Source organism: Ferrimonas sp. YIN67 (assembly GCF_057219095.1).
The window spans coordinates 570895-596496 of record NZ_JBXVVJ010000001.1 but is presented as its reverse complement, the minus strand read 5'-3'; the positions used below and the strand labels follow the sequence as shown (position 1 = coordinate 596496).

23 protein-coding genes are annotated in these 25602 nt (G+C 58.4%); 8 read left to right on the top strand and 15 right to left on the bottom strand.

Translation table 11 applies throughout. The features are described 5' to 3' along the window. Nucleotides 1-7 precede the first annotated feature (7 nt). The gene (locus AC2D8U_RS02300) at nt 8-937 is read right to left on the bottom strand and encodes an adenosylmethionine decarboxylase (protein ID WP_484617421.1); all 930 of its coding nucleotides are present in this window, start codon (nt 935-937) and stop codon (nt 8-10) included. Nucleotides 938-1238: 301 nt separating this feature from the next. Here AC2D8U_RS02300 and AC2D8U_RS02295 point away from each other — a divergent pair, with 301 nt between their 5' ends. Next, nucleotides 1239-1559 (top strand): hypothetical protein, encoded by a 321-nt coding sequence (locus tag AC2D8U_RS02295; protein ID WP_484617420.1) that lies wholly within the window; start codon nt 1239-1241, stop codon nt 1557-1559. Here the strand turns inward: AC2D8U_RS02295 and AC2D8U_RS02290 are convergent. After that, complete coding sequence (locus AC2D8U_RS02290; RefSeq protein WP_484617419.1) at nt 1526-2788, bottom strand: DUF4056 domain-containing protein; 1263 nt, start codon at nt 2786-2788, stop codon at nt 1526-1528. The genes AC2D8U_RS02295 and AC2D8U_RS02290 overlap by 34 nt on opposite strands. A gap of 246 nt (nt 2789-3034) precedes the next feature. On the opposite strand from AC2D8U_RS02290, the gene AC2D8U_RS02285 reads away from it, so the two are divergent. Continuing rightward, nucleotides 3035-3988: a hypothetical protein gene (locus AC2D8U_RS02285; RefSeq protein ID WP_484617418.1), complete on the top strand. Its 954-nt coding sequence runs from the start codon at nt 3035-3037 to the stop codon at nt 3986-3988. Between the two features lie 15 nt (nt 3989-4003). Continuing rightward, nucleotides 4004-5146, top strand: a complete 1143-nt coding sequence (locus tag AC2D8U_RS02280) for a BamA/TamA family outer membrane protein (protein WP_484617417.1) — start codon at nt 4004-4006, stop codon at nt 5144-5146. A gap of 68 nt (nt 5147-5214) precedes the next feature. Here the strand turns inward: AC2D8U_RS02280 and AC2D8U_RS02275 are convergent, their stop codons facing one another. Then, a complete protein-coding gene (locus AC2D8U_RS02275) occupies nt 5215-6171 on the bottom strand; it encodes a LysR family transcriptional regulator (protein ID WP_484617416.1) in 957 nt (318 codons plus the stop codon). Between the two features lie 109 nt (nt 6172-6280). On the opposite strand from AC2D8U_RS02275, the gene AC2D8U_RS02270 reads away from it, so the two are divergent. Beyond that, nucleotides 6281-7471 carry a multidrug effflux MFS transporter gene (locus AC2D8U_RS02270; RefSeq protein WP_484617415.1) on the top strand — a complete coding sequence of 397 codons (1191 nt, stop codon included), beginning with the start codon at nt 6281-6283 and terminating at the stop codon, nt 7469-7471. Here the strand turns inward: AC2D8U_RS02270 and AC2D8U_RS02265 are convergent. Next, nucleotides 7464-7838: a hypothetical protein gene (locus AC2D8U_RS02265; RefSeq protein WP_484617414.1), complete on the bottom strand. Its 375-nt coding sequence runs from the start codon at nt 7836-7838 to the stop codon at nt 7464-7466. The genes AC2D8U_RS02270 and AC2D8U_RS02265 overlap by 8 nt on opposite strands. A 217-nt stretch (nt 7839-8055) precedes the next feature. On the opposite strand from AC2D8U_RS02265, the gene AC2D8U_RS02260 reads away from it, so the two are divergent. Continuing rightward, nucleotides 8056-8784: a DsbA family protein gene (locus tag AC2D8U_RS02260; protein ID WP_484617413.1), complete on the top strand. Its 729-nt coding sequence runs from the start codon at nt 8056-8058 to the stop codon at nt 8782-8784. Nucleotides 8785-8838: 54 nt separating this feature from the next. On the opposite strand, the gene AC2D8U_RS02255 is transcribed toward AC2D8U_RS02260, so the two are convergent. The 3 genes from AC2D8U_RS02255 to AC2D8U_RS02245 all read right to left on the bottom strand — a co-directional run bounded on the left by AC2D8U_RS02255 (nt 8839) and on the right by AC2D8U_RS02245 (nt 10761). Next, nucleotides 8839-9519 carry a ChrR family anti-sigma-E factor gene (locus tag AC2D8U_RS02255; protein WP_484617412.1) on the bottom strand — a complete coding sequence of 227 codons (681 nt, stop codon included), beginning with the start codon at nt 9517-9519 and terminating at the stop codon, nt 8839-8841. Continuing rightward, entirely contained in the window at nt 9506-10087 is a 582-nt protein-coding gene (locus tag AC2D8U_RS02250) for a sigma-70 family RNA polymerase sigma factor (protein WP_484617411.1), read from the bottom strand. Before AC2D8U_RS02250 ends, AC2D8U_RS02255 begins: the two co-directional genes overlap by 14 nt. 89 nt (nt 10088-10176) lie before the next feature. Continuing rightward, nucleotides 10177-10761, bottom strand: coding sequence for an LON peptidase substrate-binding domain-containing protein (locus AC2D8U_RS02245; RefSeq protein ID WP_484617410.1), 585 nt, complete (start codon nt 10759-10761; stop codon nt 10177-10179). A 251-nt stretch (nt 10762-11012) separates the two neighbouring features. On the opposite strand from AC2D8U_RS02245, the gene AC2D8U_RS02240 reads away from it, so the two are divergent. Beyond that, the gene (locus tag AC2D8U_RS02240) at nt 11013-11528 is read left to right on the top strand and encodes a chalcone isomerase family protein (RefSeq protein WP_484617409.1); all 516 of its coding nucleotides are present in this window, start codon (nt 11013-11015) and stop codon (nt 11526-11528) included. Further along, complete coding sequence (locus AC2D8U_RS02235; protein WP_484617408.1) at nt 11525-12061, top strand: DUF3833 domain-containing protein; 537 nt, start codon at nt 11525-11527, stop codon at nt 12059-12061. The genes AC2D8U_RS02240 and AC2D8U_RS02235 overlap by 4 nt, the downstream gene beginning before the upstream one ends. A gap of 359 nt (nt 12062-12420) precedes the next feature. On the opposite strand, the gene AC2D8U_RS02230 is transcribed toward AC2D8U_RS02235, so the two are convergent. Further along, nucleotides 12421-13707 (bottom strand): hypothetical protein, encoded by a 1287-nt coding sequence (locus AC2D8U_RS02230; RefSeq protein WP_484617407.1) that lies wholly within the window; start codon nt 13705-13707, stop codon nt 12421-12423. A 386-nt stretch (nt 13708-14093) separates the two neighbouring features. Beyond that, nucleotides 14094-14861, bottom strand: a complete 768-nt coding sequence (gene fkpA / locus AC2D8U_RS02225; protein ID WP_484617406.1) for an FKBP-type peptidyl-prolyl cis-trans isomerase — start codon at nt 14859-14861, stop codon at nt 14094-14096. A gap of 241 nt (nt 14862-15102) precedes the next feature. Between fkpA and AC2D8U_RS02220 the strand changes: the two genes are divergently transcribed. After that, a complete protein-coding gene (locus AC2D8U_RS02220) occupies nt 15103-15645 on the top strand; it encodes a YaeQ family protein (protein WP_484617405.1) in 543 nt (180 codons plus the stop codon). An 82-nt stretch (nt 15646-15727) separates the two neighbouring features. On the opposite strand, the gene AC2D8U_RS02215 is transcribed toward AC2D8U_RS02220, so the two are convergent. The 6 genes from AC2D8U_RS02215 to AC2D8U_RS02190 form a co-directional block, all read right to left on the bottom strand. After that, entirely contained in the window at nt 15728-16159 is a 432-nt protein-coding gene (locus AC2D8U_RS02215) for an HIT domain-containing protein (protein WP_484617404.1), read from the bottom strand. A gap of 53 nt (nt 16160-16212) precedes the next feature. After that, nucleotides 16213-17241, bottom strand: a complete 1029-nt coding sequence (locus AC2D8U_RS02210) for an HD-GYP domain-containing protein (RefSeq protein WP_484617403.1) — start codon at nt 17239-17241, stop codon at nt 16213-16215. Continuing rightward, a complete protein-coding gene (locus tag AC2D8U_RS02205; protein WP_484617402.1) occupies nt 17234-22114 on the bottom strand; it encodes a PAS domain S-box protein in 4881 nt (1626 codons plus the stop codon). Before AC2D8U_RS02205 ends, AC2D8U_RS02210 begins: the two co-directional genes overlap by 8 nt. A gap of 69 nt (nt 22115-22183) precedes the next feature. Then, entirely contained in the window at nt 22184-22699 is a 516-nt protein-coding gene (locus AC2D8U_RS02200) for a phosphatase PAP2 family protein (RefSeq protein WP_484617401.1), read from the bottom strand. Between the two features lie 129 nt (nt 22700-22828). Continuing rightward, a complete protein-coding gene (locus AC2D8U_RS02195; RefSeq protein ID WP_484617400.1) occupies nt 22829-23338 on the bottom strand; it encodes a hypothetical protein in 510 nt (169 codons plus the stop codon). A 216-nt stretch (nt 23339-23554) separates the two neighbouring features. Then, entirely contained in the window at nt 23555-25471 is a 1917-nt protein-coding gene (locus tag AC2D8U_RS02190; RefSeq protein ID WP_484617399.1) for a DEAD/DEAH box helicase, read from the bottom strand. Nucleotides 25472-25602 lie beyond the last annotated feature (131 nt).

The following is a 25602-nucleotide window of genomic DNA, read 5'->3' as shown; positions in this document are numbered from 1 at the left end:
CGCGTATTTAGAGAGGATCGGCGCCTCGTGCCTGGTCATTGGGCAGCAAGAAGTGCTTAAACGCCATCTGATAACCATTATCCAGGGCAACAGCAGCGTGATCTATGATCACGCTTTGCGCTTGGTGATCCAACTCGCAAGGCATGTTAAAGCTAATAAAATCATAGCTTTGTGGTTTGAGCACGGCCAGCAGGTGGTTCAGCACGGGAACCAGTGCCTCGGCCGCCAAGTTGGACTCGAAGCTGACGTAGGAACTGTCTTCCTGCGGAGTGATATGCATGGTGACATAGCGATCGCCACAGATACCGTTCATCGAGTAGCCAAACGGCTGGAACAGGAAATCGTCAAACTGGAATGCTGGCAACAGGGTTTGCCACGCCATTAGCTGGCGGATCCCATCCAGAGACTGTTCTTGGCTGCGCAGGTAGTCGGCGCCATCTCCCGTAATGTGGTACATCAATAGCTCGCCGGTCGCGTCCTCGGCACTGGGCTGATAGGGGCGATCCAGGTGATAGATGTAGTTATGGTGGCCATCCAGATGACCCAGGCGCCATGCTTTGCCGCTGAGGTGAGGGGCAATGGAGGCAAGATCATCACTGAAGCTGCTTTTTTGCAGTTGAGCCTGATATTCGTTCTTGCGCTGGTAGGTCAGCATGGCCAGGGTATCCTGGCTGAAGTGTTGCAGGAATTCGGTGACGGCATGAACCAGGGTGGTGGTACCACAGGTCAGCATCAGGAAACGGTCATCCCAGACAAACAGGCTGGACTCGGACAGCAGATAAGCGTCGCAGTCATCGTTGTGGATGGATGACAGGATCTCTGCGTTGGCCTGGGCCACCATTTTGGCCCAAAAAGGTTGGCCCAACTGGCGCAGTGAAGGTTGGCCAGGCTTGAGGACGGCCTCGACCTTTTTCTCGGAACCTTCAAAAAACATCATGATTGTGTGACTCCCGTTGAAGGCAAGCGCTTTTGGTTTGGTAAGCGTGTTCTGATCGTTTGACTTACCGCCCCCCCAACGAGTTTGGTTGCCGGCACAAGCAGGCTTTTGGCAACCGCCCTCCTGTGAATACTCCTGATGGATCAGTGCATTCACAGTGTGCTGCGGCGCAGCGGCGGCGATTATACACAATTGCGGCCGATGAGCCAGTGTTACCAATAATGGCAAAGAGTCCAGATTGTGCGTTGTCCTGAACCAGTCTTAACTACACTTAGCCTCCGATCGTCATTGGAGTCTGCTCATGCGCCCTTTGCTGTCGTTTATTGCCTCACTTTTGCTCCTGGTCCCGGCGGCCTGGGGGGATGAGTTCCAAAGGCTCAATCACCTGTCCTGGCCCGAACTGCAACAGGAGTCACTTCACTGTGCGGCGCAGCGTTGTGTGGTGACCTGGCATTATGAGTTGGTGCCCTCCCCCGAACGCCTTCGAGTCCTGTTTGAATCGCTTCGGGCGTATCATGACGGGCCTCTGCAGTTGGATGACGATCCCGTGGCACGCCGACTCAGTGTGATGTTGAGCTCGCCAGAGGATCAGGGTACCTTGCTTTCCAGAGCCGATAACTGACGGGCGTCTTCCTTAGAAGCCCAGTAGGCAATTTGGGCGTACTCCCGCTGGGTAAAGCCTGATTCCCAGAGTGCGGCCGGGATCACCTGAAAACTCTCCTGATATTTGGCTGAGACGGTCATGACCAGGTCCGCCAGTTCATCCAGATCAAATCCATACATGTACTGGTTCAGACGCAGATCGTGGGGCTCCTGGGGCTGCTCAAACAGCCGCTCCAGCCGAGACCAGTGAGGGCTTTGTCGCGCCCACTCCTCTGGTACGAGGTGAGGGTATTGCCAATCGCCCAGATCGTAGTGACGTTTGAGTACCATGTATTTGTCGGGGATGGGGCGGCTGGAGTCCCACCAGTGGCCGTCGATCACATCGAATAACCTGTTGGTTTGTTTTTTATTGACGGCTCCAAGCCAGTCGAGCGCTTCATCGAGCCAGACCGTCAGGCTTTGATTGTAGAGATCGCTGGTGATCACCAGGTTGGCGCTGATCAGGGCTCGGGTCAGCTTGGCGCCAAGCATATTGGAGTAGAGATCTTCCGGAGAGTAAGCTGAGACGGTTTCTGGCCAACCCACGAAGCTGGTGTAGCCATGCCATTGGGCGATCTCATGGGACTCGGCCTTGAAGTAGGCCAAGCGTGCTGCCAACCCTGCCGCCAGGTGCCAGCGCTCTTCGGCAGAGAGGGATTGGGTATCGAAAGCCTTCAGTTGGATGTAGCGACGGCCAATCTCGTCCGGAACCTCGATAACGTGATCCTGCCCCAAATAACGGACGATCTCGAAAAACAGGGCGACCGTGTCGTCGGCGGTATCGCGGACATGGGCCAGATCGATAAAGCCGCCCCGCAGGGTATAGATCATGCCGTTACTCTCACTGCCCCGGTTGCCGTTTGCGCTCATTCCCGAAGCCGTATAGCTGAAGGTACCGCCATCGAAACGGTGGGGGCCAACCTTGTCGGGACCTACGGTGTTTCCTAGCCTAAACAGTGGGATAGGAAGAGGTCCCAGCCGTACTTTTTGTAAATTGCCGAAGGCACAGCAGGGGCGGACATTTTGTGGTACCGGAAACTGTGGCAGGGTTTCGACCGGCAGATCCCACAAGTCGATGCGGTCATCGTCACCATTGAGTGCCATGGCGATGGCTTCGGCTCCAGGGGCGGGATGGCCGAGCCATTGGGTGGAGCTGCATCCGATGAGCAGGAGGCCGAGTGGGACGAGAAGCAGGATGCGTAGGGTCATGGCGTTTCCGGTAAAAAAAGTTCCACTTGCGGATTTGGGGCGTTATCCTTCCGTCCCCCAAAACTGAGCGCGGGATAGTACGCGACAGCCCCCATGGAGGTGCAAGTTAGGATTGTCCGTCGATTCAGCTTGCATGCAGTTTTCTCTGGGCATACTGATCGCGCTTAAGGTTGCCGTCATTATTTGTTTATTCAGTCCTATCTACTTGGGTAGGACTTTTTTTTGTTGTAGTTAAAGGTAGTAGGTATGGGCTTGTTGCGAAACACTCTGAATGGCTTAGCTATAGGGATGATGGCGGTGGTGATGCCTGCCGCATCAGCGGAGTCCTTTTTTCCGATTTGGGGCGAAGAAGCCGCTGCCCGGGGCTATACCCTGCCTAAGCCTTATGGTGTGTCGTTCTCCTATATGGATATGAGCAATCCGGTTCAGGTGCATAGCATCGCCCTGTCCGGCCACCCGGTATTGGAAGCCTTGGAGATCGAAGCGCCGGACGCAGAGTTTGAGGGTTATAACCTGACGTTACGGGGCGATCTGTGGATCTTGCCCTTCTGGAATGTGTACGGGATCCTGGGATACACCAGTGGGGATAGCGTTGCGACCATTCGGGGCCTGGGTTGTGATGATTCAGGCTTCGATGGAGGGACTGGTGGTTTTCCCTGGGCACCGGGATACCGACCTCCGTCAGCGGATTATCTGTTGTGTAGCGCCATCAATGGCTTGAGCGATCAGGCCGTTGGTGCCCCCTTCGCCCTGGAATTGAAAGGTGGCACCTATGGTGCGGGCACCACCCTGGCCGGTGGTGTCGGTAACTGGTTTGCACTGGTGGACATGAATTACACCTACACTGATCTCTCCGTCATTGACGGTGAGATCCAAACTTTCACTGCGGCGCCTCGAGTGGGGCGTCGCTGGGAGTTTGGCGGGGGGCGGGAATTGCGCCTGTTTGCCGGTGCCATGTATCAAAAGGTCGATCAGAGCCTGTCCGGTAACTTGGTGGATCTCGGCTTGCCCCAGGCCGTAAAGGAGCTGATCAATGGCTTGGCTCCGGACGGGAAGTTCCATGTTGAGCAAAGCGGCACGTCTCGCTGGAACACGGTTGTTGGTGCCCAATATGCCTTGAGCCGTGATTGGGAAGTACTGGTGGAAACCGGCTTTGGTGCGCGCCGCACCAGCTTTGTGTCCGCCAGTCGACGCTTCTGACGATTAAGGGAACCCATGAAACGAATGCTGCTGGCCCTGGCCCTGTTGTTGCCCCCCCAGATTGTACTGGCCGAGGAGGGCAGCTTTACCAAGCTCTCTTCCTGGATGGAGGAGCTGTTGGAAAGCCTGGGGGCCGATGGTGGGTTTGATCCGGACAAGGGGATGGATTGGAGCGTGTTGCCCGGCCCTTTTTACACGCCGGAAATGGAGCTTGGGCTCGGTGTCTCTGCGGTTGGCTTATATATGCCGGATCGCAACGACCGGGTATCCCAGGTGTCCTCTTTCACCGTTAACGGATTTGCCTCCGTTAACGGTGCGCTGGGGGCGGAGATCATCAGCCAGACGTTTCTCAAGGAGGATCGCTACCGGCTCTTTGTCAATGCCGAGATAGTGGATGCGCCGGAAGTCTATTATGGCATCGGGATCAGCGCGGGGCGCCGGGAAGGAAATCGCCTCGATTTCGATCGTCGCGGCTACCGGGTGAAGCCCCAGATCTTAATGCAGGCGCTGCCCAACAGTTTTGTCGGACTTGGGTTCGATTTCAGCCAGAATCAGGCCCGAAAGGTGAGTGGTGAGACTCCAGGGCCGTCAACCGGCGAAACTCCATTTCCCGACAGCAGCAGCAATATGGCCCTGACGGCGCACCTCTTGTATGACTCCAGGGATTTTATCCTCAATGCCAGTCGCGGCCGCCTGCTTCAGGCGGATATTGCCATCTATAACAGCGCCTATGGCAGTGATACTGACTTTGAGAAGGTCAACCTGGACTACCGGGATTACTGGCAGATCGGCCCGGGGATCCTGGCCTGGCAGTTGGCCAGCGAATTCAACCATGGCGATGTGCCCTGGGACCAGCTAGCCAAGCTGGGGGGCGGGACACGTCTTCGTGGCTATGAGCAGGGCCGCTACCGGGATAAGCAGATGGCCCTGGCTCAGTTGGAGTATCGCCACAACCTGCCGCGTCGTCACGGCATGGTCTACTGGGTGGGAGCCGGCACCTTGGCAGAGGAGGTATCGGATCTTGGCCAGGATAAGTGGCTGCACAGCGTTGGCCTGGGTTACCGTTTCGAAGTAAAGCAGCGGGTCAACCTGAGGCTGGACATGGCCTGGGGCAATGGTGACAGTGGTTTCTATTTTGCCGTCAATGAGGTGTTTTAAAGCACAGCTCTCCGCTATTCCCTCTGTAGGTCAGCTTAGCGGCGTAGCCGCGTAAGCTGACGATATCGTCAGTCCTGGCGCAGGGTGGCGCATTGCTCGATGAGAAAAGCCCGCAGCCATTGATGGGCCGGATCGGCATCCCTGAGTCTGGGCCACAGCATGCGATAGCTGATCTTGCCCAGTTCGAAAGGCAGGGGCAGACCCACTAAGTTAAACCGCGCCTGCAGCTGGGCACCAAAGTGGCCTTCACAGACAAACATCATGTCCGAGTGCTGAGCCATCAGGGCCGCGCTGTGGAAATCCGGTACCTTGGCGCCGGGCATTCGTCGATGGCCCATGCTGGCCAGGACGGTATCCATCAGCCAGAACTCCGAGCCTTCGACCCAGATATGGATCTGAGGCAGTGCCAGCAGGGCGTCGAGATCCCAGTGAGCCCCCAGAGCCGGGTGATCCTTACGCAGCAGGCAGACGTGGCTGGATTGATACAGCTCCTGATTGGACAGCTCGCTGGGCAGGTGATCCACGTGCCAAGGATAGCTGACCCGGGGATCCTGATCCCGGGGCAAGATCAGGAGGTCGAGCTGGCCGCGCTGGAGCTGCTCAAACTGGTTGGCAGGTTGGGGCACCATATCGAGTTTCAGGCCCGGCGCCTGTTGAGCCAGGTGCGGCAGCCTGGGGACGATAGTATGGAAGGCGGTCTCGGCCAGGGCGACGCGGAAATTGGCGGGATCCTTTAAGGGATCGAAGCCCTTGGGCTGCATCAGGCGGGAGCCCAGCTGCAGCCAGCTGCGCAGATCGGCTTCCAGGCTTTGGGCCAGGGGCGTGGGCAGCAGGCCCTGCCCCGAGCGGATAAACAGGGGATCCTCCAACTGGGTGCCTAGCTGGACGCGAAGCTTGGCCAATTGCTTGCTGACGGCCGACTGACTCAGGTGCAGGCGTTGCGCGGCGCGGCTGACACTGCGTTCCTCAAGCAGGATCAACATCAGGTGGAGCAGGTTCAGATCGATACGGTCGAGTCGGGACATGGTGTCATGTTATTCCAATTGGGAATTTTCAAGCTGCCTATAAATCATTTTTAATCATATTTACCTTTCCCTAGAATTGCGCGAACTTTTTCATTCGCCGGGAGGACTTATGCCGCAAACACCACGCTTTGCACCCTTTTATCTGTTTATGTTGATGGTGGTGTTCAGTCCGCTTGCGATCGATATCTTCCTGCCTGCGGTCCCCGCCATGGCCGAGGCACTTCAGGCGGATCTGTCCTCGGTGCAGGCCTTGGTTGGATTGTTCGTGCTGAGCATGGGCGCGGGGCAATTGATCGCCGGCCCCCTGGCGGATCGCTACGGACGCCGACCCGTGGCGCTGGTTGGGATTGGGATCTACATCCTTTCGAGTCTGCTCGGGGCCGTTGCGAGCAGCATCGAATTGCTCTGGTTGTCCCGTTTGCTGCAGGGACTGGGGACCTGTGCCATCGTGGTGGCGGCCTTCTCTGGGGTCCGGGACAGCTTTCCGAAGGATAAGTTGACTGCCCTGTACAGCTACCTCAACGGGGTTATCTGTATTGTGCCGGCGCTGGCCCCCCTGTTGGGTAGCGTCCTGACAGCCCAGTGGGACTGGCGGGCCAACTTTGTCTTTATGGCGCTCTATGGCCTGGTGGCCGGGGTCATGATCTGGCGCGGCCTGCCGGAAACCCGGCCGGAAGCGACCCGTAGTGAAGGCGCGCTGATCAGCTGGGCGCGTTATGCACCGGTGCTGCGTCACCCGGTCTTCCAGTTTTTCAGCGTGATGAACATGCTGGGGATGGCGGTGATCCTGGCCTACGTCTCCTTTGCCCCGGCGGTGCTGATGGTCGAACAGGCGCAAAGTCCCACGGCCTTCGCCCTCTGGTTTGGTGCCAATGCTGCCATTAACATCGCCGGTGCCTTTGCCGCCCCGACGGTGATCGCCGTGGTGGGTAAACGCAATGGCTTAGGGATAGGTGTTGTTTTGTGTCTGTTGGCCTGTACCGGCCTTGTGGCCCTGCAAAGCTGGTCCCACCCCTTGGCGTTTATGGGGCCGATCTTTGTTGCCAGCGTGGGGTTCTGTTTCCTGCTGGCCGTCTCCGGTGGTGCGGCCCTGCTACCTTTTGGTGAGCGTGCCGGTACGGCGTCGGCCCTGCTGGTGTGTATTCAGATGAGCGGTGCGGCGATCTCGCTGGCCCTGGTAAGCCTGATCCCTGTTGGGCCTGAGCTTCGCCTTGCCTTGCTGACGATACTCCCGCTGTTGTGGTGGCTGGCGTTCCTTCTGAGGGGCGATTATGCTCGGATCCGTACCGCATTCAGTTAAGGCATTGCCCTTCGAGGGTGACGCCGCGAGCGGTCGGACGGCGGGACAGGATCCGGTAGCCGTCTAGGCAGAGGCTGCGCTGATCCAGTTGCTGTTCGAGCAGGGTGAACAGGGTGTGTTCCGGGATCAGAGCCCCCTGACCTGGAACTGAGGCGTCACTGTTGCTCGCATGGCGAGCTTGAGTGCGTTGCGGCGTTTGCGATGGGTTCATTGCGCGTGGTTCCGGGTGACCGAAATAGGTCAGACGAAACCTGGGCTGCCCTTCCTCGTTCTGCACCGAAAAAGCGTAATCCTGCTCGCCTATCGGACTGATGTTTTGAGCACAGCCGCCAAGGATGAGCAGGGGGGCGATCAGCCATTTATGCATAGGATGGGTCCTTCTGTGGGCCGGGAGGCCACTATATCTTAATTCATCCGCTGACCAAGAAGTTCCGGGGCGGCTAAGGTGTTTTAGTGCTTTTCAGATGAAGTCACATATTTGTGAAATAGTTCAGGGCAATCATTGACCTGGGAGTGGGGTCAGGGTTTAGCCTTAGCGTTGGAAAGGCCTCTGAGTGAGGCTAAAGATGAATTTTGAGGTTCTTGTGAAAAAGACAATTACTCTGTGCTCTATGCTGTTTGCCGCCTTGCTGGCGGGTTGTTCCGAACAACCGCAGGAGGTGACTTCTGCATCCGCTCCGGCCTCTGCTCCGGCTGAGGAGCAGGCCATGGAGCGTCCCGCCGGCTTTATTGAAGGGATGCACTACATCGAAGTAAATCCTGAAGGTACCAGTGATGGCCCTCTGGTAACCGAGTACTTCTCCCTCTACTGTGGCGCCTGTTACAACATGGAGTCCCGCTTCCTGCCGATGATCCTGCCGGCTTTGGCGGACAAGGGCGTGAGCTTTAAGCAGAAGCACGTGAACTTTGCTGGTAACCAGACCGGCGAAGACGTAGTGCGCAGCTTCTCTATCCTGCAGACGCTGGATGATAAGGGGCAGCAAAAGGCGCTGAAAGAGCAGCTGTTTGAGATCCTGGGTGGCAAGCATCACAACCATGGTGCCGAAGACGACGATCACAGCAATGATGTGGAAAACCTGGCGGATCTGCGGGCGATCTTCGTCGAAGCCGGTGTTGATGGTGCCGCCTTTGATGCCGCGGCCTCCAGCGATGCGGTCAATGCGGACGTGGCCAACTGGGCCGTAGAGCAGCGCCAGTACCAGGTGAACAGCGTGCCGAGTTTTATCGTCAACAATCGCTACCAGATCAACATGCGCACCATCGAAACTGTGCCGCAGTTGGTGGAGCTGATGGTCTACCTGTCTAAAAAGTAAGGACAGCAAGAATAAGAAAACGCCGTGGTGTTCACCACGGCGTTTTTATTGCGCTTATCGGAAAAACAACTGGGAGAGGGGGTTGAGAAGCCTTGCTAGCCCTGAGGTGAAGTACAGGGGCCCCTCGAGGGCGCTGATCACCAGGCAATCTTCACTGTCATCGGTGTGAGGCTGGTGCTGATGGGCCTGGTCCCGAGTGATAAAGTCACCGACCACATAATCGCCCATTTCATCGGCAAACCCACCGTGCAGCACCAAGGTATGCTCCGTGCCCTGATGCGTATGAGGGGGCACCTGGCTGTTGATATCCATATGGATGAAGTGCAGGTGGCTGTGTTTTAGTGCCAGCTTGGCCTGATGCAGACGACCTGGGAGTCGTGACCAGGAAGGCAGTTTACCAAGCTGCTTGGACAGCACCTCGGGCAGGGCAAATCGTTTGCCGTCCAGGGTCAGCTCATCATGCACGTCCGGTTGGGCCTGAGTGGGCATATTTTCTGGTAACGCTGCCAGGGTTTCACTCAGCATCGCTTCCAGACGGGTATCGCTCGGTTCTTGATCTGGCTCGCAGTCCAGGTATTCCGTCGCCAGCTCAGCCTCCCGCGCACTCACACGGTGACGGCAGCGAGGGCACAGCTCAAGGTGTGCAGCGAGCAGGAGCCCAGTGTCTGCCGTAACAGAGCCGTCAGCGTACTGCTGAAGCAGCGCATCACTGGGATGATGTTTAATGGGTCTCATCGAGTATCTCCCTGATCTTTGACAAAGCCAGCCGCAGCCTTGATTTGACCGTGCCCAGGGGGATCCCCAGGGCTTCGGACACCTCCATCTGAGACATATCCTCAAAATAGATCAGCTCTATTACCTGCCTCTGCCCTTTGGGTAGCTGCTGGCAGTGCTGTCGCAGTTGCGCCCTGAGGATGGGGCTTTCAATGGTGGATTGCTCCCCCAGAGTTTCGTGGCTTTTGTCCTGTTCCTGGTAGATCTCGTCGGCACACAACTGCTCCGGGCGAGATTGAATACGTCTGAGCATGTCGAAACGCACGTTCCGTGCAATGGTGAAGAGCCAGGTTGAGATCTGTCCCTTACCCCTTTGATACAGGTGCGCCTTGAGCCATACCTTGGTCATGGTCTCCTGCACCAGCTCTTCAGCCTGGGCGTTGTTACCAAACTGTCGGCGTGCATGGCTCAGCAGGCGCGGCGCATAGTAGCGAAACAACTGGGCGAAGGCATGTTTGTCCCTATGCTCGGCAACACGCAGGAGCCACTCCCTGTGTGCGTCGGTGCTGGCATTTCCTGACACTTTCATTGTCTCCTCTCGGAGGATCGTCGAAGCCATAGGGAGAGTATTCCTCGTTCTGACGTTTTAACCAAGTACGCAAAAGAGAAGAGAATGGATCAATCCATTTTTAACATCTGTGCGATGAGTTTCAGGGTGGCTTTTGGACTTTCTTGTTGGCACAAGGCCAGCTTTTGCTGGGCGGATAATGGCATCACCTCGAGCCAGCGCAGCGCGACCCAGCTGGCATCGGTCAGCTTGGGTTGGGGATAGAGATCACCCAGCTCGGGATAATCATGATGTACCCGGGACAGTCCATCGGCGATCGGCTGTTCGTCGGCGGTCAAAGGCTGACTTGGCCATTGAGGGTGGAACAACGCCTGGCCCATGCGCAAACCATCCGGATCGGTTTGAATCGCTGACACCGTGACCCATTCGATCCCCTCGACGGTGAGCCCTAATAATCCGTCGGGCAGCGGCTCGAAATCCACGATGGAGACTCGGGTTGCCAGAGGCATGATGTGTGAGTTGTCTTCGAGCTTGCCTTCAGGGTTCAGCATGCACAGGGCGAACCCCTGCGCATCACTCAGGTTTTCTTTGACCATGCGTAGATAGCGTGGCTCGAAGATCCGCAACGCCATTCGTCCACCGGGATAGAGAGCGCTCGGCAGAGGGAAGAGGGCCAGGGGGGTGTGGTCTGTCATGATTTCTCCTCATCAGTTGATCGGCACTACGGGAAATGCGCAGAAAAGGTTCACTGATAGGACGTTTATCGCGTCGTGTCTGGTTCGAACCGACGGTCACTGTTCAGCCTTGGTCCAGGCGTCGATGATCCTTTTCATCCTTTGAAGCGTTTGAAAGGGCGCAGTCGAAAGATGGGCTGTCAACGACACATGGGCGTTCTGCACAGAGGCAGGCGGCCAAGCGGTTTCAAATGCAAGCCAGGAGTCTGAAGATGCAAAGTCTTAAAGTGTGGCTCGTGATGCTTCTGGGCCTCAGTTTTCAGGTCTGGCCCAGCCAAGGGCCCGATCCTTTGGCGCAATATGTACCGGTGGGAGAGACTCGCTTGAAGGTCCTGTGGTTTCCTGTCTATGACGCGCGACTCTACAGCCCTGACGGAGATTATGGCGGATTGAACGCCCCGCTCGCACTGAGGCTCAGGTACCTTCGCAATATTGATGCATCGAAGTTGGTTGAACAGACGCGCGTCGAATGGCAGCGGATGGGATTGTACCAATCTGAGCCCAGTGAAGAGTGGCTTCTTCTGCTTGAATCAATGTGGCCCGATGTCCGCGAAGGGGACACGCTGCTGTTCCATTTCGATGGCGATAGCAGCGAGTTTTTCCACAACGGCCAGTCGTTAGGGCGGGTTAATGACACGGGGTTTGGGCCAAATTTTGCGGCGATCTGGCTGCATCCCAATGCCCGTTACCCAAAGCTGCGCAATGAATTATTAGGAGGGCGCCCATGAGCGTTCTAAGAAGCCTGGTTCTGGCGGGGCTGGTATTGCTTGCAGCCTGTTCGAGTAATGAGCTGACGCGCTACCAAGATCAGCTGCCGCAGTTGGACCTCTCGACCTTCTTTGATGGACCCCTTGTTGCAACCGGTATGGTTCAGGGGCGCGGTGGTGAGGTACTGCGCCGTTTTGAGGTCACCATGACCGGTCGTTGGGAGGGCAATACCGGGGTGCTGGCGGAGATCTTCCGTTGGGACGATGGTGAGGTGAGTGAGCGTGTCTGGACCCTGACCCCACTCGGGGATGGCCAGTACCAGGGTACGGCCGCCGATGTGGTGGGGATAGCCGAGGGATTGGCCGTGGGACCGGTGCTTAAGTGGCGTTACCGGCTTCAGCTGCCAGAGGATCAGGGGGGCTGGGTGATCCATTTTGATGACACCATGGTGTTGGTCAATCCCAATGAGATCCTCAACGTGGCGGTCATGAGCAAATGGGGCTTCGAGGTGGGACGGGTGGTGCTATCGATCCGAAAGGTGGCGCAAGAGTAAATCGCAGACTGTGTGTCGCGAACCGCTTTTGTCAGCTATCAGCTGCTAGCTCCGTAGGTTAGCTTAGCGGCGCAGCCGCGTAAGCTGACGATAGGATCAGCTATCAGCTATCAGCTATCAGCTATCAGCTTCTAGCTCCGTAGGTTAGCTTAGCGGCGCAGCCGCGTAAGCTGACGATAGGATCAGCTATCAGCAAATGCTTACTTTTCTGCCGCTTCTTCCATAGCTGGCTCACCCTTGATGGCGAACAGCTCAACTTCGGAACGCAGAGGGCCGGGATCGAGGGTGGGCGATCATCTCGGGCAGCAACAAAAAACGGTAGCCAGAGGGCTACCGTTATTAAGCATGCGCCTGAATAATTAACGACGGAACGGGTTGGTTCGGTGCCATAGGGGCTGTTGCTCGGTGTGCGCCAGTGGACTCACATTGTGGCTGCGTGTTGCACCATAGCGTATGACCTCGGGATGGGGAGCTTGCAATGCTGCAAAGCTTAGACCGGCCTCGTAAAAAAGCTCTCCATCAAGCTGGAACAGGTTGACGGAAGAAACGGTGTGAATGCCTCCCATCCCTTCCGGCAATTCAAATTCTGGCCAGTTGGTCGTATTGGGGCCATCGAAAACAGCCTGCATGGTCAGAGTCAGACTCTGTAGACGAAACCAGGCTCGGGCGGCCACGACGAACTGGTGGTCAAAGGGCTTAGCTTCGAAGTGCAGCCCCTGCTCATCCACATCAAAGCGTTGAACGATATCCAGTGGGAGCTGAGGCAGGGTAGTGGTCAGTGCATCGCCGCGCTTAATACTGCCAGAGATAAAGTACTCGACGTCTTGCAGGCTGGGGTGGTCGCCGTATGTATCAAAGTCAATGTACTGACTCGCCACCTCAACGGGCATGAGATCTAGCCAGAGATCATCACCGGACTGGTAGTGCCCGGATCGTAATGCCATGGCTTGGTTACCAATGGTGATTTGGCCGGCGGCGATTTCCAGTGCGTTGTTATAGCTGTGTTGGACATGGACTCGGTCCAGCGGAGCATTGAGCTGGAAGGAAGGATTATCGCCGGGCCGAAGTAAGGCATAGTCCTGATAGCCTGTGCTGGCATTGCTGCGCTGGCCAAGGAAGAGTGCAGGGCCAAGGCTATAGCTGAGTTCCTTCTGCCCATTGACAGAGCGTGTGCGCACCTCGTCCGCCTGGATATGTCGGTATTCATCGGCGTTGTCAACGCTGTAGGGCTGCCAGCTTAGCTGAGGTTGCTCAATCACACAGTCACCGAGACTACCAGGATCGACGGAGTCATATTCATCTCCCAGCACCAGTACTTTATCGCCTTTGATTAAGGCGCGAGCGTAGCTATTGAGCATATTCACGCGAGCGCCTGACTCGGCTGGATTCAGCAGGGTAAGATAATCGTTTTGGGCCAGTGCACTTAAATCGACTCGCCCCAGCTCGTCAATGGTCAACTCGCCTGCCAGTTGGCCTTTCGAGTTGTGCTGCCAGAGAGCGATCTCCTTGATCCCCGCGTAACACTGACGCTCAGCGTCGAAAGCAAGGAGGCTCAGGCTGTCTACGATGTTTTCGTTGTTATTCTGGCTGCTACTGTTGCATCCGATCAGCAGGGTGGCGCTGATCGCGAAGGCGATTTTTTTCATCTGGTTCCTTCCATCCGGTGATTTGTAAGACGTTGCAGCACCCTACTGAACTCTATGCTTGGGGAATAGCGGAATTACACGGAAAATCCAGAACTACGTTTCTGATTAACATATTGTATTTGAATTGGAAATTTTGTGGTGAGAGGTTTTTACCTGATTCTTAGGCTGGCAATGTCGGTGGCTAGAGCTGTGGTGGAGCAGAATAACTGCTGGGGCTCTCTCTATTTTTGCTGCGTAGAATTGCTTGGAGCTGGCTCACCCTTGATGGCGAACAGCTCAAGGTCGAAACGCAGCGGGCCGGGATCGAGGGTGGGTGATCATCGACGGATGTTTCAAACAATAAAAAAGCGCCCCAAGGGCGCTTTTTTACGGCCAGAAAGAAGCTTTTACTTTTCTGCCGCTTCTTCCAGAGCTGGCTCACCGTTGATGGCGAACAGCTCAACTTCGAAACGCAGTGGGGTGTTCGGGGCGATCATTTGACCGGCACCGCGCTCGCCGTAGGCCAGTTCAGACGGGATGTACAGCTCGTACTTGGAACCTACGGTCATCAATTGCAGGCCTTCGGTCCAGCCAGGGATCACACCGTTAAGCGGGAAGGAGATGGTTTCGCCACGGGCGTAGGAGGAGTCAAACTCTTCACCGGAAGGCAGGGTGCCGCGGTAGTGTACGGTCACTGTGTCTTCGGCGGTCGGCTTGGCACCATCACCTTTGGTGATGGCTTTGTACAGCAGGCCAGACTCGGTTTTCACGACGCCTTCCATCGCTTCCATCTCGGCCAGCCAAGCGGCGCTTTCTTCCTGAGCTGCAGCGATGTCTGCGGCTTGTTTCGCCTGGGCCAGTTCATTGACGCGCTGGTCAAAGGCCATCAGGGTTTCTTGCAGTTGTTCGTCGGTCAGCTGAGCGGTCTCGTTGATGCCGTCTTGCAGGCCAGCCAGGATCACCTGCTTGTCCAGATCGACACCCAGGGTTGCCTGCTGCTCAAGGCTGCCGCTGATGTACTGGGCCATGGAAACACCGATAGCGTAGGCGGCTTTTTGATCTTCGTTTTCCAGTTGTACCTGGGCCGCTACGGCTTCGGTTTTGCCAGCGTCGTCTTGACAACCTGCCAGTGCAATTGCTGCGCCGACCAAGCCGACTTTAAACATGGTTTTCATGGATTTTCTCCCTAATGAGTGTTCGGATTACTATTGGGGTTGGGGTGGCAAAGTGCAACCCCAAATCCGCAAGAATGTCTGGTGTGACTTTATTGAGGCCCTCAAGTTCCATAAAAAATGGGTTTAATGGCGTAAAAGTTTGATAAACACGAGAGATTGGCTTGCTTAAGCCTTGTTTGCCTGGCTCGGTGTCAGTACTCTGCCAGCCATATCCTTCCCGGCCCCGTAAAGAGAGCATTGTATGGCGCTGAAAGCCACTGTATTTAAAGCCCGGATCCAGCTGTCTGACATGGATCGTCATGTCTATACCGAGCAGAGCATGACCCTGGCCCGTCATCCTTCTGAAACCGATCTGCGCATGATGTTGCGGGTACTGGCCTGGGGCCTATACGCCGATGAGCGTTTGGAGTTCACCAAGGGGCTGTGTGAAGACGATGAGCCTGAGCTGTGGCAGAAAAGCTATTCGGACGAGATTGAGCTGTGGATTGAGCTGGGCTCGCCGGATGAAGCACGCCTGAAGAAAGCCTGTGGTCGTGCCCAGCAGGTGGTGGTATTTGCCTATGGTGATCGCAGTGTGCCGATCTGGTGGGAGAAGAACCAGGGTAAGTTCAGCCGCTTTGATAACCTGACGGTGATCCAGATCGATGATGAGGCCGGTGAAGCCCTGGCGGCGATGGCGGCTCGCACCATGGATCTTTCTGTCAATATCAGTGATGGCCAGGTGGGGATCAGCTCGGATCTGGGTTACGCCCATATTGAACCTCAGTTTCTTAAACGGGCGTGAGTTCGCACCAGGTGTAAAGGGAGTCTATGCGACTCCCTTTTTTATTGGTGCCCGATCAGCTTGGAGGTGGCCGCCTTCGCAGTTAGGCGTCGGCCGAGACAAAGCCTTCCAGTGCCGTTAGACGATGTCGCCATTCGTTCAGGGTGATCGCGAGTCGCTCTGGGGCATAAAGTTGTGCTGGCAGGGCGCCCCAGATGGGGGCGGGCCAGGCATCGTCGCCTTCGAAGCGTGCCACGTGGTGGATGTGCAGTTGTGGCACCATATTGCCCAGGGCGGCAATGTTCATCTTGTCGGCCTCCAGGCTGCGTTGCATCAGATCGGCCAGGGCACAGGAGGCCTCAAAGGTGCTTTGGCGAAGGGCCTCTGGCAGTTGGTGGATCTCCTGGATCCCTTCGTGCTCGGGGATCAGGATCAGCCAGGGGTAGCGGCTGTCATGACTGAGACGGAGTTGGCAGCCAGCCAGGTGGCCAAGTAGGCTGGAATCCGCCGCCAGACGGGGGTGCAGTTGAAACATAATGATCAAAGGGCTTGAGGAACAGGCGTATCACGCTAACTCAAGTGCCCGTTTTAGGCAATGTCGTCCTGATAGCGCTGGCGAATGGCATCAAGCTCAGGTTCCAGGGCGAGAAAGAGATCCACCAGGGTGGGGTCAAACTGACGGCCCTGTTCGGCTTTGATCTGCTCCAGAGTGTCTGCCATGGTCCAGGCGTGTTTATAGGGGCGCTCCGAGGTGAGGGCATCGAACACGTCGGCGATGGCGACGATGCGGCCCTCGATGGGGATCGCTTCTCCTTTGAGACCTTGAGGATAGCCGGTACCGTCCCAGCGTTCATGGTGGGTCAGGGCGATGCGCGACGCCATCTGCATCAGCTCTGAGCTTATCTGGCCGAGGATCTCAGCACCCAGTTGTGGGTGTTGCTGCATTACCTGCCACTCCTGATCGTCCAGCCGATCCCGCTTTTTCAGGATATGGTCCGGGATCCCTATTTTGCCGATGTCGTGCATGGGGGAGGCGTTGAGGATCAGCTGGCAGTGGGCGGGGGCCAGTCCGGCGGCTTCGGCCAGGCGGTGGGCAAAGTGGCTCATGCGAATGACATGCAGGCCGGTTTCGTTGTCCTTGTATTCGGCGGCACGACCCAGGCATTGGATGATGTGCAACCGGGTGCGTTCCAGTTCGGCAGTTCGCTCCTGCACCAGGGACTCCAGATGACGGGCCTGGCTGTACAGCGCCAGTTGTGCAGCGACCCGCGCCTTGACTACGGCAGCGTTGACCGGCTTGGTAATGTAGTCCACCGCCCCCACGGCCAGTCCGGCCGCTTCGTCCTTCACCTCCCCCAAGGCCGTGACGAAGATCACCGGGATGGGAGCGCTGGCGGGATCGGCCTTAAGCCGCTGGCACACTTGGATCCCATCCAGGCCGGGCATCATGATGTCCAGCAGGATCAGATCCGGTGGACTCTGCTGGACGATCCGCAGGGCCGTTTCGCCATCCAGCGCCACCTTGAGTCGGTAGTGATCCTGCAAGATCCCCACCAGTACATCGATGTTCGCGGCCGTATCATCCACCAGCAGCAGCGTTGCCCGGTTGTCATTCATGCTGATCCTCGTCCTGTTCGTTGCTCTCCTGCTGTGCCGACAGCCATGCCTTGGCCTCATCGAATTGATAGCTTTTTATCAGTGTAGCCAGAGTCTGCAGTGCTTTGGCCTGGGGAGGAGCAAGCCGGGCGATCTCTTCCATCACCTGTGCGGCCTGGGGATCATAGGCCTCCAGCAAAGGTCCGAGCTGGGCCATTAGCTGGTTGAGTTTCTCAGGGTCTTCCTCACCCTGTGGCGAAGGGGGCTGGTGCTCAGTGCTCTTTTGCAGCCATTGATGGAGGGCCTTAAGCAGGCTCTCCATCTGCTCCTCAAGGAGGGCTAAGGAGGCTTGCTCGATCTGATGGTCATGGCACTTAAGTTCCAGCTCAGCAAAGGCCTTCACCAGAGTTGGACTGGCCAGGCTGCCACACAGGCCCTTGAGGGTATGGCACAGGCGCTCTGCCTCCTGCCACTGCTGACGGCGCAGGTGACGCTTGAGCTGGGTGATGCTATCCCCCTGGCTGTCCGTAAAGCGTTGTAACAGGCGGCGGTAGAGTTTGCTGCTGCCTTGCACCAGTGCCAAGCCCCGGTCGACATCCAGTAAGGGGTGCAGCGGCCAGCCGCCCTGGTGGCTTTCTTCGGTCTTGGGAGCGGACTCCATGGGGGTGCTGTCCCCCAGATACTGCCAAAGGATCTGGTGCAACTGGGGGAGATCGATGGGCTTGGCCAGGTGATCATTCATGCCAGCAGCCAGGCACTTCTCCCGGTCGCCCGCCATGGCGTTAGCGGTCATGGCGACCACGGGAAGATCGGTCAGCTTCAGGTGGTGGCGGATTGCATGGGTGGCTTCAAAGCCGTCCATGACCGGCATCTGGCAATCCATCAGTACCAGATCGTAATGATCCTGCTCCAGTTTGTGCAGAGCCTGTTTACCGTGCTCCGCCACATGGACTGTGAGTCCCAGCTGTTCGAGGAATTCGCAAGCCACCTCCTGGTTGATGGGGTTGTCTTCCACCAGCAGCACCTTCTTGTGTTGCAGTTGACTCAGCTGCTGTGGGCTCAGGGTCGCGGCGCCCTGCTTGCGTACCGGCCGGATCTGGCCCGGCTGGCCCAGCAGCCCCAAAAGGGTATCGAGCAGGCGCGAGGGGTTGATGGGTTTGGCCAGGGTTCCGGCCAGGCCCAGCTCGTCACTGCCCCGCTGCAAGGGTTCGTCACAGTAGGCGCTGAGGATCAGGATCCGATTAGCTGGAACCCCTTTCTCAATCAGGTGACGGGCCAGGGTCAGCCCATCCATCTGGGGCATGCGGTAGTCACACAGCACCAGCTCGGGTCTGCCGTTTGCGTCGAATTGTTGCAGTGCCTGTTCGCCACTGCGGGCCCGCTGCACCACGAAGCCAAAGCTGTTCAAGGTGCGCTCTAGCACCTCCAGCGCCGTGTCATTGTCGTCCACCAGCAGCAGGGGAGTGTGTTCGAGCTCCAAAACCTGGGCGGGCATGGCCTCGACGGCGGCAGGCAGCTCGATGGTAAAGTGGAAGGCACTGCCGACGCCGGGCGCGGAGTCCACCTCCAGCTGTCCCCCCATGGCCTGGACCAGGTGTTGACTGATCGCCAGCCCCAGACCGGTGCCACCGTATTTGCGGGTGGTGGAGCTGTCCGCCTGGCTGAACGACTGGAACAGGCGATCCTGTTGACTCGGGGTCATGCCGATCCCGGTGTCGCGCACTTCGAAGCGCACTCGGTCCCTTTGTGCCGAAACGGGTTGGATCGAGAGTACGACCTCTCCCCGCTCGGTAAATTTGAGTGCATTGCTCAACAGGTTGATCAGCACCTGGCCGAGCCTCAGAGGATCGCCCACCAGGCGTTTGGGTACCTGGGGATCGATGGCAAACAGCAGCTCCAGGGTTTGATTGCTGGCCTTGGCGGCAAACAGATCCGACAGGCGTTCGAGCACCTCATCCAGGGCGAAATCAGTCTGCTCCAACTCCAGCTTGCCGGCTTCGATCTTGGAGTAGTCCAGCACATCGTTGATCAGGCTGAGCAGGGTCTGGCTGGCGGAGTCGATCTTCTGCAGGTAGTCGGCCTGGCGTGGTGCCAGCTCGGTTTGCCGACACAGTTGGGTCATGCCGATGATGGCATTCATCGGGGTGCGGATCTCATGGCTCATATTGGCCAGGAAGTCGCTCTTGGCCCGGTTGGCGGCGTCGGCGGCATCCTTGGCCTGTTGCAGCGCCACGTTGATCTCACGCCGCTCGGTGATGTCCGACATGGTCAACACCAGGGCGCTGTCGGGTTTGCTTTGCTGGTCGAGGCGTACCGCACGCAGATCGGCCCAGCGGATCTCACCGTCGGGTTTCTGGTAGCGCATCTCTCGGGCCAGGTGGGGGACCCGATTGTCTCGCAGCGGCGCCAGGAACCGGTTAAATTCATCCCGGTCGTGAGCGGGCAGCAGCTGACTGATGTGCTGACCGATCAGCTGCTCAGGGGGCAGTTGGGCAAACTGGATAAACCGCTCATTGAACTCCTTGATCACGCCGGTGGGGCTGAGGGTGACGATGGCGATCCCGGCGTTATCGAACAGGGCACGGAAATGGGATTCGGACTCCACCAGCATCTGGGCCATCTGCTTACGTTCGTCGATATCCAGCAGGAAGCCGCTCCAGTGGGGGGGACCGTCGGGCTCCCGGGTCAAGCGGGCACCGATGCTGAACCAGCGCGGGGTTCCGCCCAGGCTGCGCAGGCGCAGCTCCATATGCCAGTCCTGGCCATGGCGAATGGAGCGACGCATCGCCTGCTCCAAAGCCGGCTTGTCCTCGGCCAGTACCCGCTCCAGGACCCGGTTTGGATCCGCCAGGACCTGCTCCCGCTCCAGGCCCAAAGCCTTGGTGATCCCACCACTGATAAAGCTGAAGCGTACCCCGGGGGGGACCGGATCGGCCACCAGTTGGAACACGACGCCGGGTACAGATTCGGTGATCAGCTCCAGTTGCTGTTTGGCCTGTTTGAGTTGCTGCTCACCCAGCTTACGCTGGCTGATGTCCCGCAGAATGGCCGCTGTTTTCGCACTTTTCCCCGGGGTCTGAGGTAACTGACTCAGGCTGATCTCGACGCTGACTTCGCTGCCGTCGGCCCGTCGCAGGGCCAGATCTTGGCCCTGACCCATGGGCCGGGGGCGAGGATCGCTCAGATATTGGCGCCGCAGTGCCGGATGGCGTTCACGCCGGTCTGGCGGCAGCAGGATCTCCACGCTCTGGTGGATGAGGTCGCGCTTCTTATAGCCACTGAGCTGCTCCAACTGGTGGTTGAGGTAGATGATGCGACCGTCGGCTTCCACCAGCAGGATGGCATCGGGCGCCGCCTCGATGATCGACTGGTACCAGCGACCGGCTTCGATCTCATCGCTGATGTCGATCAGCAGCGCCTCGGCACCGAGGATCGCCTCCTGATCGTCGCGGATCGGCTGCAGGTAGACGTTGAATTGGCGTGGCCGACCATCCTTGTGGCGCAGCTCCAGAGGATGGGGCGGTACACTGGAGCCCGCCAGTACCTGCTGTTGGTGGCGCCAGTTGGCCTCATTGCCGGGATTGTCGGTCAACAGGCGGGGGAACTTTTGGCAGAACAGGGTTGGCTCATAGCCCAGCACGGCGGTGACACTGTCACTGGCTTGCTGCAGACGCCCTTCGGTGTCCATGGAGAAGTAGAAGGCCCTGTCTCCCATCCCCTCCAGAAGACCCGCAAGACGATTGCCGTGGGCGTCCTGCAGCCGCTTTTCCCGCTCCTGCAGGCTGGCGGCCATGGAAAGCAGGCCCTGATCCAATGCCCGGATCTCCTCGGTACCCGGGTTGGTCAGGGGCGTCAGGCTGCGGCTGCCGTGCTGCAGGGCGATCACTCGGTAGCGCAGCTGCTCCATGGGATGGACCAGACGGCGTGACAGCAGCCAGCTGATCAGGGCAAACAGGCCACTGTAGATCAGCAGTTGAGTCACGCTGCGGCGGTACTCGGCGTAGATGGGGGCGTCGACCTGGGCTGCTGGCCTGAGCAGGATCGTCAGCCAGTTTGTTCGCGGCAGGCGACGATAGGCCAACACGATCTCCATCTGATCCTTGAGCTGCATCCGGACGATACCACTGTCCTGTTGTTTGGATTCGGCCAGCAGGCGGCGATTCTCTTCGGTGTCCGCCATCAGATCGGCCAGCCGGGTATTGAGGATCAGCTCGGTATTCGGGTGGGCCAGCAGGCGATCCGCGGCATCGGCTACCACCAGTTCGCTTTGACTCAGATCCAGGCGCTTGGCCAGATCGGCCAGGGCCAGATCGGCGGTGACCACGGCGTGGAACTGGCCGTTGAAAAACACAGGTGCACTGTAACTGGTCATCAGGATGTTTCCGGCACTGTCATCGAAGTAGGCCGGCGTCCAGACCGCACTGTTGCTCTGTTTGGGCAGATCCCACCAGGACCAGTTGCCGTCGCTGTAGTCATAGGCGTTGGCGGCGATGTCCATGCTGTGACGCCCCGTGGGATCCTGCCAGCTGTAGGGGGCAAACAAACGGTTGTGGCGCAGCGGCTCCAGCGCGATGGCGCTGCCGTACAGGCGGGGATTATCATCCAGGTGACGCCGGGTCAGGGCATAGAGGCGGTCGTCCTCCGGCAGGGGCTGATTGCTCAGGTGGGAGACGGTGGCGTTGACCGTGGCACTGACGCTGGCCAACAGGGTTTCCAACCGTTCGGCGACCAGCACCAGCTCATCTTCCAGTCCCTGATGGACCGCCTGATACCAGCGCTTTTGCTCCAGGTAGAGGTTGGAGCCCATGCCCAGGGCGAGGAGCAGCACCATGGGCAGCAACAGCTGCCACACGATCTGTCGACGCAGAGGTGGGGGTGTATCGGAGCGAGCCAAGAAAGCCGTTTCCCATCTAAATCCGTATTGAATTCAGTGTAGTTGGCTTTCGGTTTGGCGGCAGTCTGGTTAGAAGCGGATTTGGCCGGCCAGGCCGAGTTGCTGTCGACCGATCAGAGGGACCAGCTGTATCTTGTCGCTGGGTTCGACCAGCCAGGTGTTGAAGGCGATACCGATGGCCGCGCCGGCCAGTACGTCCCCCCAACGGTGGGCGTCGCTGTTGACCCGGCTGACGGCGGTCCAGGAGGCCAGAGCATAGGCTGGCAGGCCGTATTCCCAGCCATAGCGTCGCTGCAGGTAGGCGGCGGCAGAGAAAGCATTGGTGGCGTGGCCGCTGGGGAAGCTGTCGTTGCCACTGCCATCGGGGCGCTCGGCGTCCACCGTGGCTTTGAGGGCCAGGGCCGTTGCACTGCTGGCGGCAAAGCTCAGGCCAAACTGCCACAGGCCCTCGGTATCGGCCTTGTACAGGCTGGTGCCAGCGGCGACGGCGGGTAGGGCGATGCGCAGGGCATGGGCCAGATCGTCGCTGCTGGCGCGTGCCGGCAGGCAGACAAGAACGAAAAGCAAAGGCAACAGCTGACGCATAACTGGGCTCTCTTCAAGGGTGGGGGCGACAGCTTATCAAGATGCCTTGGAGATTCAAGGTGTTAAAAGGGAGTTACGGCACCAGGCCAGCATGCAGCTGGCCTGGTCCGTGGTGGATCGCCGACTTTTCTAGAGTTGTGGCGCGATCACCACAAACTGGTCGGTTCCGGCGACGGGGGCATACCAGATGCTGCCGTCCACATAGTAGCTGGCGCCATTAACGGTAACGACTGTGGTGTCACGGGGCAGTCCTTCGACCAGGGTGCCGGGTGCGGGACCGATATTGGCGGCAGGGGTGGGGTTATTTTCGGCATCGGTAATAGGCGTGACACTGGCGACCGGCGGCTGCTCGACATAGACATAGGTGTCGCCCTGGCGCCGATAGTAGAGGTTGTCCAGTACGGCGTAGGTTGCCCCCGCGATGATGACATAGCTGGCGGCCCGAGGCAGGGTCTGACGGGAGTAGACGCGTACCCTGGGTTGGCGCTTGAGCGGTTTGTACTTGGGGTGCACCACCACTACCCGCTTCTTGGTGGCGTGGGGGCTGTGTTTTGGGGCGGGGGCCGCCTCGGCCGCCTGGGATAAGATCAGGGTAACGGCGGGCAGTAGCCATACCCAGTGGCGAACGGAATGGTACATCTCGATCTCTCCGGTTTCCGTTGAACTCAAGTGCTCAGCCTACCGGGACGGACCCAAGGGCGTTGGGATCCTTTGTCGGGGAATGTATCAAAGTGTCTTGTTGGCGATGAGGCAGCAAAAAGGCCGCTTCCCGAGGGAAGCGGCCTTCATCAATCAGCTATCAGCTTCGTAGGTTAGCTTAGCGGCGTGGCCGCGTAAGCTGACGATACGATCAGCTTACTGGTTGCCGAAGTTGTCGTTGTCACGACGTGGGCGACGGTCCTGACGACCTTCGCTGCGGAAGCCGCCTTCACGACGCTCGCCACGCTGGCCACCGTCACGACGCTCACCACGATGGCCGCCTTCACGACGCTCACCGCGCTGGCCGCCTTCACGACGCTCACCACGATAGCCGCCTTCACGACGCTCACCACGGAAACCGCCTTCGCGACGCTGACCACCATCACGGCCACGGAAGCCACCTTCACGGCGACCGCCGTCACGGCGTGGTTCAATCACTTCGTTGGTCTGCTCGGCGTTCAGGGCGCGGTTGCGCACGTGAATCGCCTTGAGCTTGGCCAGGGTTTCGCTTGGCATCGCCTTAGGCAGCTGTACCAGGGAGTGACCATCGTGCAGACGGATCTGACCGATGTTGCCGGAATCCAGCTGCAGTTCGTTGGCGATGGCACCGACGATGTCCTTCACCTGAGTGCCGTGCTCACGGCCAACTTCCAGACGGTAGGTCTCGAAATCGGTGGCAGGACGACGCTCACGGCGTTCGCGACGTTCGCCACGCTCGCCACGCTCGCCACGGTCACGCTCGAAACGTGGGGCCGGATCCGGGCTTGGCTGAAGCGGCTTAGTGCGTTGACGCTGGAACAGCAGGGCCGCAGCCAGCTGTTCGATGGTCAGTTCGTTCTCTTCGGCCATGGCGGCGATCATCTTCTGCATCTCGGCCAGCTCAGTGCCAGCGACGCACTCGGCCAGCTCAACACTCAGCTTGGCGATGCGGTGCTTGCCCAGCTCCTCAGCCGTTGGCAGCTCCATCATTTCGATGGTGCTGGAGGTCTGACGCTCGTAGAAGCGCAGCTGACGCAGCTCACGTGGGCGAGCGAACAGGATTGCAGTACCGCTGCGACCAGCACGGCCAGTACGGCCAATACGGTGTACGTAGGACTCGGAGTCCATCGGCAGGTCGTAGTTCAGTACGTGGGTGATGCGTGGCACGTCGAGGCCACGGGCAACCACGTCGGTGGCGATCAGGATGTTGATCTTGCCTTTGTGCAGCTGGGCAACGGTGTGCTCACGCTGCTGCTGGCTCATGTCACCGTTCAACGCAGCGCCTTTAAAGCCCAGGTTGTTCAGGTGGTTGGCCAGTTCCATGGTGTCGTTACGAGTCCGTACGAACACGATCATGGCGTCGTAGTCCAGGGTCTCGGCCAAACGCTCCAGGGCGGTCAGCTTGTTCAGACCGGATACTTTCCACGCCTTCTGCACGATGTTGGCTTTCTTGGCCTTATCGGCCGCGATCTTCACGTGCTTAGGATCTTTCAGGAAGCGCTCGGCGATGCGGCGGATCTGATTTGGCATGGTGGCAGAGAACAGCGCCATCTGGGCCTGCTCTGGCAGGTGTTCCAGGATCCACTCGATATCTTCGAGGAAGCCCATATTGAGCATCTCGTCCGCTTCGTCCAGGACACAGCACTGGATGCTGTCCAGAGACAGGGTGCCTTTACGGATGTGATCCATCAGACGACCCGGGGTGGCAACAATCACTTGGGCGCCACGTTCGATCTCGCGGATCTGCGGGCCGTAAGGCTGACCGCCGTAGATAGTGGCTACGCGCAGGCCTTTCATGTTGACGGCAAACTCTTCCAGGGCGGTCGCCACCTGAATTGCCAGTTCACGGGTTGGTGCCATCACCAACATTTGGGAAGTGCGCTGACGCGGATCGATCCCAGCCAGGGCCGGAAGACCAAAGGCGGCGGTTTTACCGGTACCGGTTTGGGCTTCACCCAGGATATCGTTGCCATCCAGCATGTACGGGATGGATTGAGCCTGGATCGGGGTCGGGGCGGTAAAGCCCATGGCGGAAATGGCGTTCAGCAGCGCTTCGGGCAGACCGAGGCTGGAAAAATCACAGCTATTTGACATTAGATGCTCTGTATATAGGCAGGAGAGGATCCTGCGGAAATTCGAGGAGGTGATAGCCCAGCGACGGTCCCATTAAAAAAATACGGTCGCATGGCGCTTCTCACCCCGGTAATCAAGTTCCGTTCAAGGGG

Bases quoted from the DNA above. Each gene is read 5' to 3' on its own strand.
- fkpA (WP_484617406.1), bottom strand. From the start codon at position 14,861: ATGAAAACCATGTTTAAAGTCGGCTTGGTCGGCGCAGCAATTGCACTG.
- AC2D8U_RS02300 (WP_484617421.1), bottom strand. From the start codon at position 937: ATGATGTTTTTTGAAGGTTCCGAGAAAAAGGTCGAGGCCGTCCTCAAG.
- AC2D8U_RS02280 (WP_484617417.1), top strand. From the start codon at position 4,004: ATGAAACGAATGCTGCTGGCCCTGGCCCTGTTGTTGCCCCCCCAGATT.
- AC2D8U_RS02295 (WP_484617420.1), top strand. From the start codon at position 1,239: ATGCGCCCTTTGCTGTCGTTTATTGCCTCACTTTTGCTCCTGGTCCCG.
- AC2D8U_RS02190 (WP_484617399.1), bottom strand. From the start codon at position 25,471: ATGTCAAATAGCTGTGATTTTTCCAGCCTCGGTCTGCCCGAAGCGCTG.
- AC2D8U_RS02215 (WP_484617404.1), bottom strand. From the start codon at position 16,159: ATGTTTCAACTGCACCCCCGTCTGGCGGCGGATTCCAGCCTACTTGGC.
- AC2D8U_RS02255 (WP_484617412.1), bottom strand. From the start codon at position 9,519: ATGAGACCCATTAAACATCATCCCAGTGATGCGCTGCTTCAGCAGTAC.
- AC2D8U_RS02265 (WP_484617414.1), bottom strand. From the start codon at position 7,838: ATGCATAAATGGCTGATCGCCCCCCTGCTCATCCTTGGCGGCTGTGCT.
- AC2D8U_RS02195 (WP_484617400.1), bottom strand. From the start codon at position 23,338: ATGTACCATTCCGTTCGCCACTGGGTATGGCTACTGCCCGCCGTTACC.
- AC2D8U_RS02290 (WP_484617419.1), bottom strand. From the start codon at position 2,788: ATGACCCTACGCATCCTGCTTCTCGTCCCACTCGGCCTCCTGCTCATC.
- AC2D8U_RS02230 (WP_484617407.1), bottom strand. From the start codon at position 13,707: ATGAAAAAAATCGCCTTCGCGATCAGCGCCACCCTGCTGATCGGATGC.
- AC2D8U_RS02235 (WP_484617408.1), top strand. From the start codon at position 11,525: ATGAGCGTTCTAAGAAGCCTGGTTCTGGCGGGGCTGGTATTGCTTGCA.
- AC2D8U_RS02285 (WP_484617418.1), top strand. From the start codon at position 3,035: ATGGGCTTGTTGCGAAACACTCTGAATGGCTTAGCTATAGGGATGATG.
- AC2D8U_RS02250 (WP_484617411.1), bottom strand. From the start codon at position 10,087: ATGAAAGTGTCAGGAAATGCCAGCACCGACGCACACAGGGAGTGGCTC.
- AC2D8U_RS02220 (WP_484617405.1), top strand. From the start codon at position 15,103: ATGGCGCTGAAAGCCACTGTATTTAAAGCCCGGATCCAGCTGTCTGAC.
- AC2D8U_RS02270 (WP_484617415.1), top strand. From the start codon at position 6,281: ATGCCGCAAACACCACGCTTTGCACCCTTTTATCTGTTTATGTTGATG.
- AC2D8U_RS02200 (WP_484617401.1), bottom strand. From the start codon at position 22,699: ATGCGTCAGCTGTTGCCTTTGCTTTTCGTTCTTGTCTGCCTGCCGGCA.
- AC2D8U_RS02210 (WP_484617403.1), bottom strand. From the start codon at position 17,241: ATGAATGACAACCGGGCAACGCTGCTGCTGGTGGATGATACGGCCGCG.
- AC2D8U_RS02240 (WP_484617409.1), top strand. From the start codon at position 11,013: ATGCAAAGTCTTAAAGTGTGGCTCGTGATGCTTCTGGGCCTCAGTTTT.
- AC2D8U_RS02245 (WP_484617410.1), bottom strand. From the start codon at position 10,761: ATGACAGACCACACCCCCCTGGCCCTCTTCCCTCTGCCGAGCGCTCTC.
- AC2D8U_RS02275 (WP_484617416.1), bottom strand. From the start codon at position 6,171: ATGTCCCGACTCGACCGTATCGATCTGAACCTGCTCCACCTGATGTTG.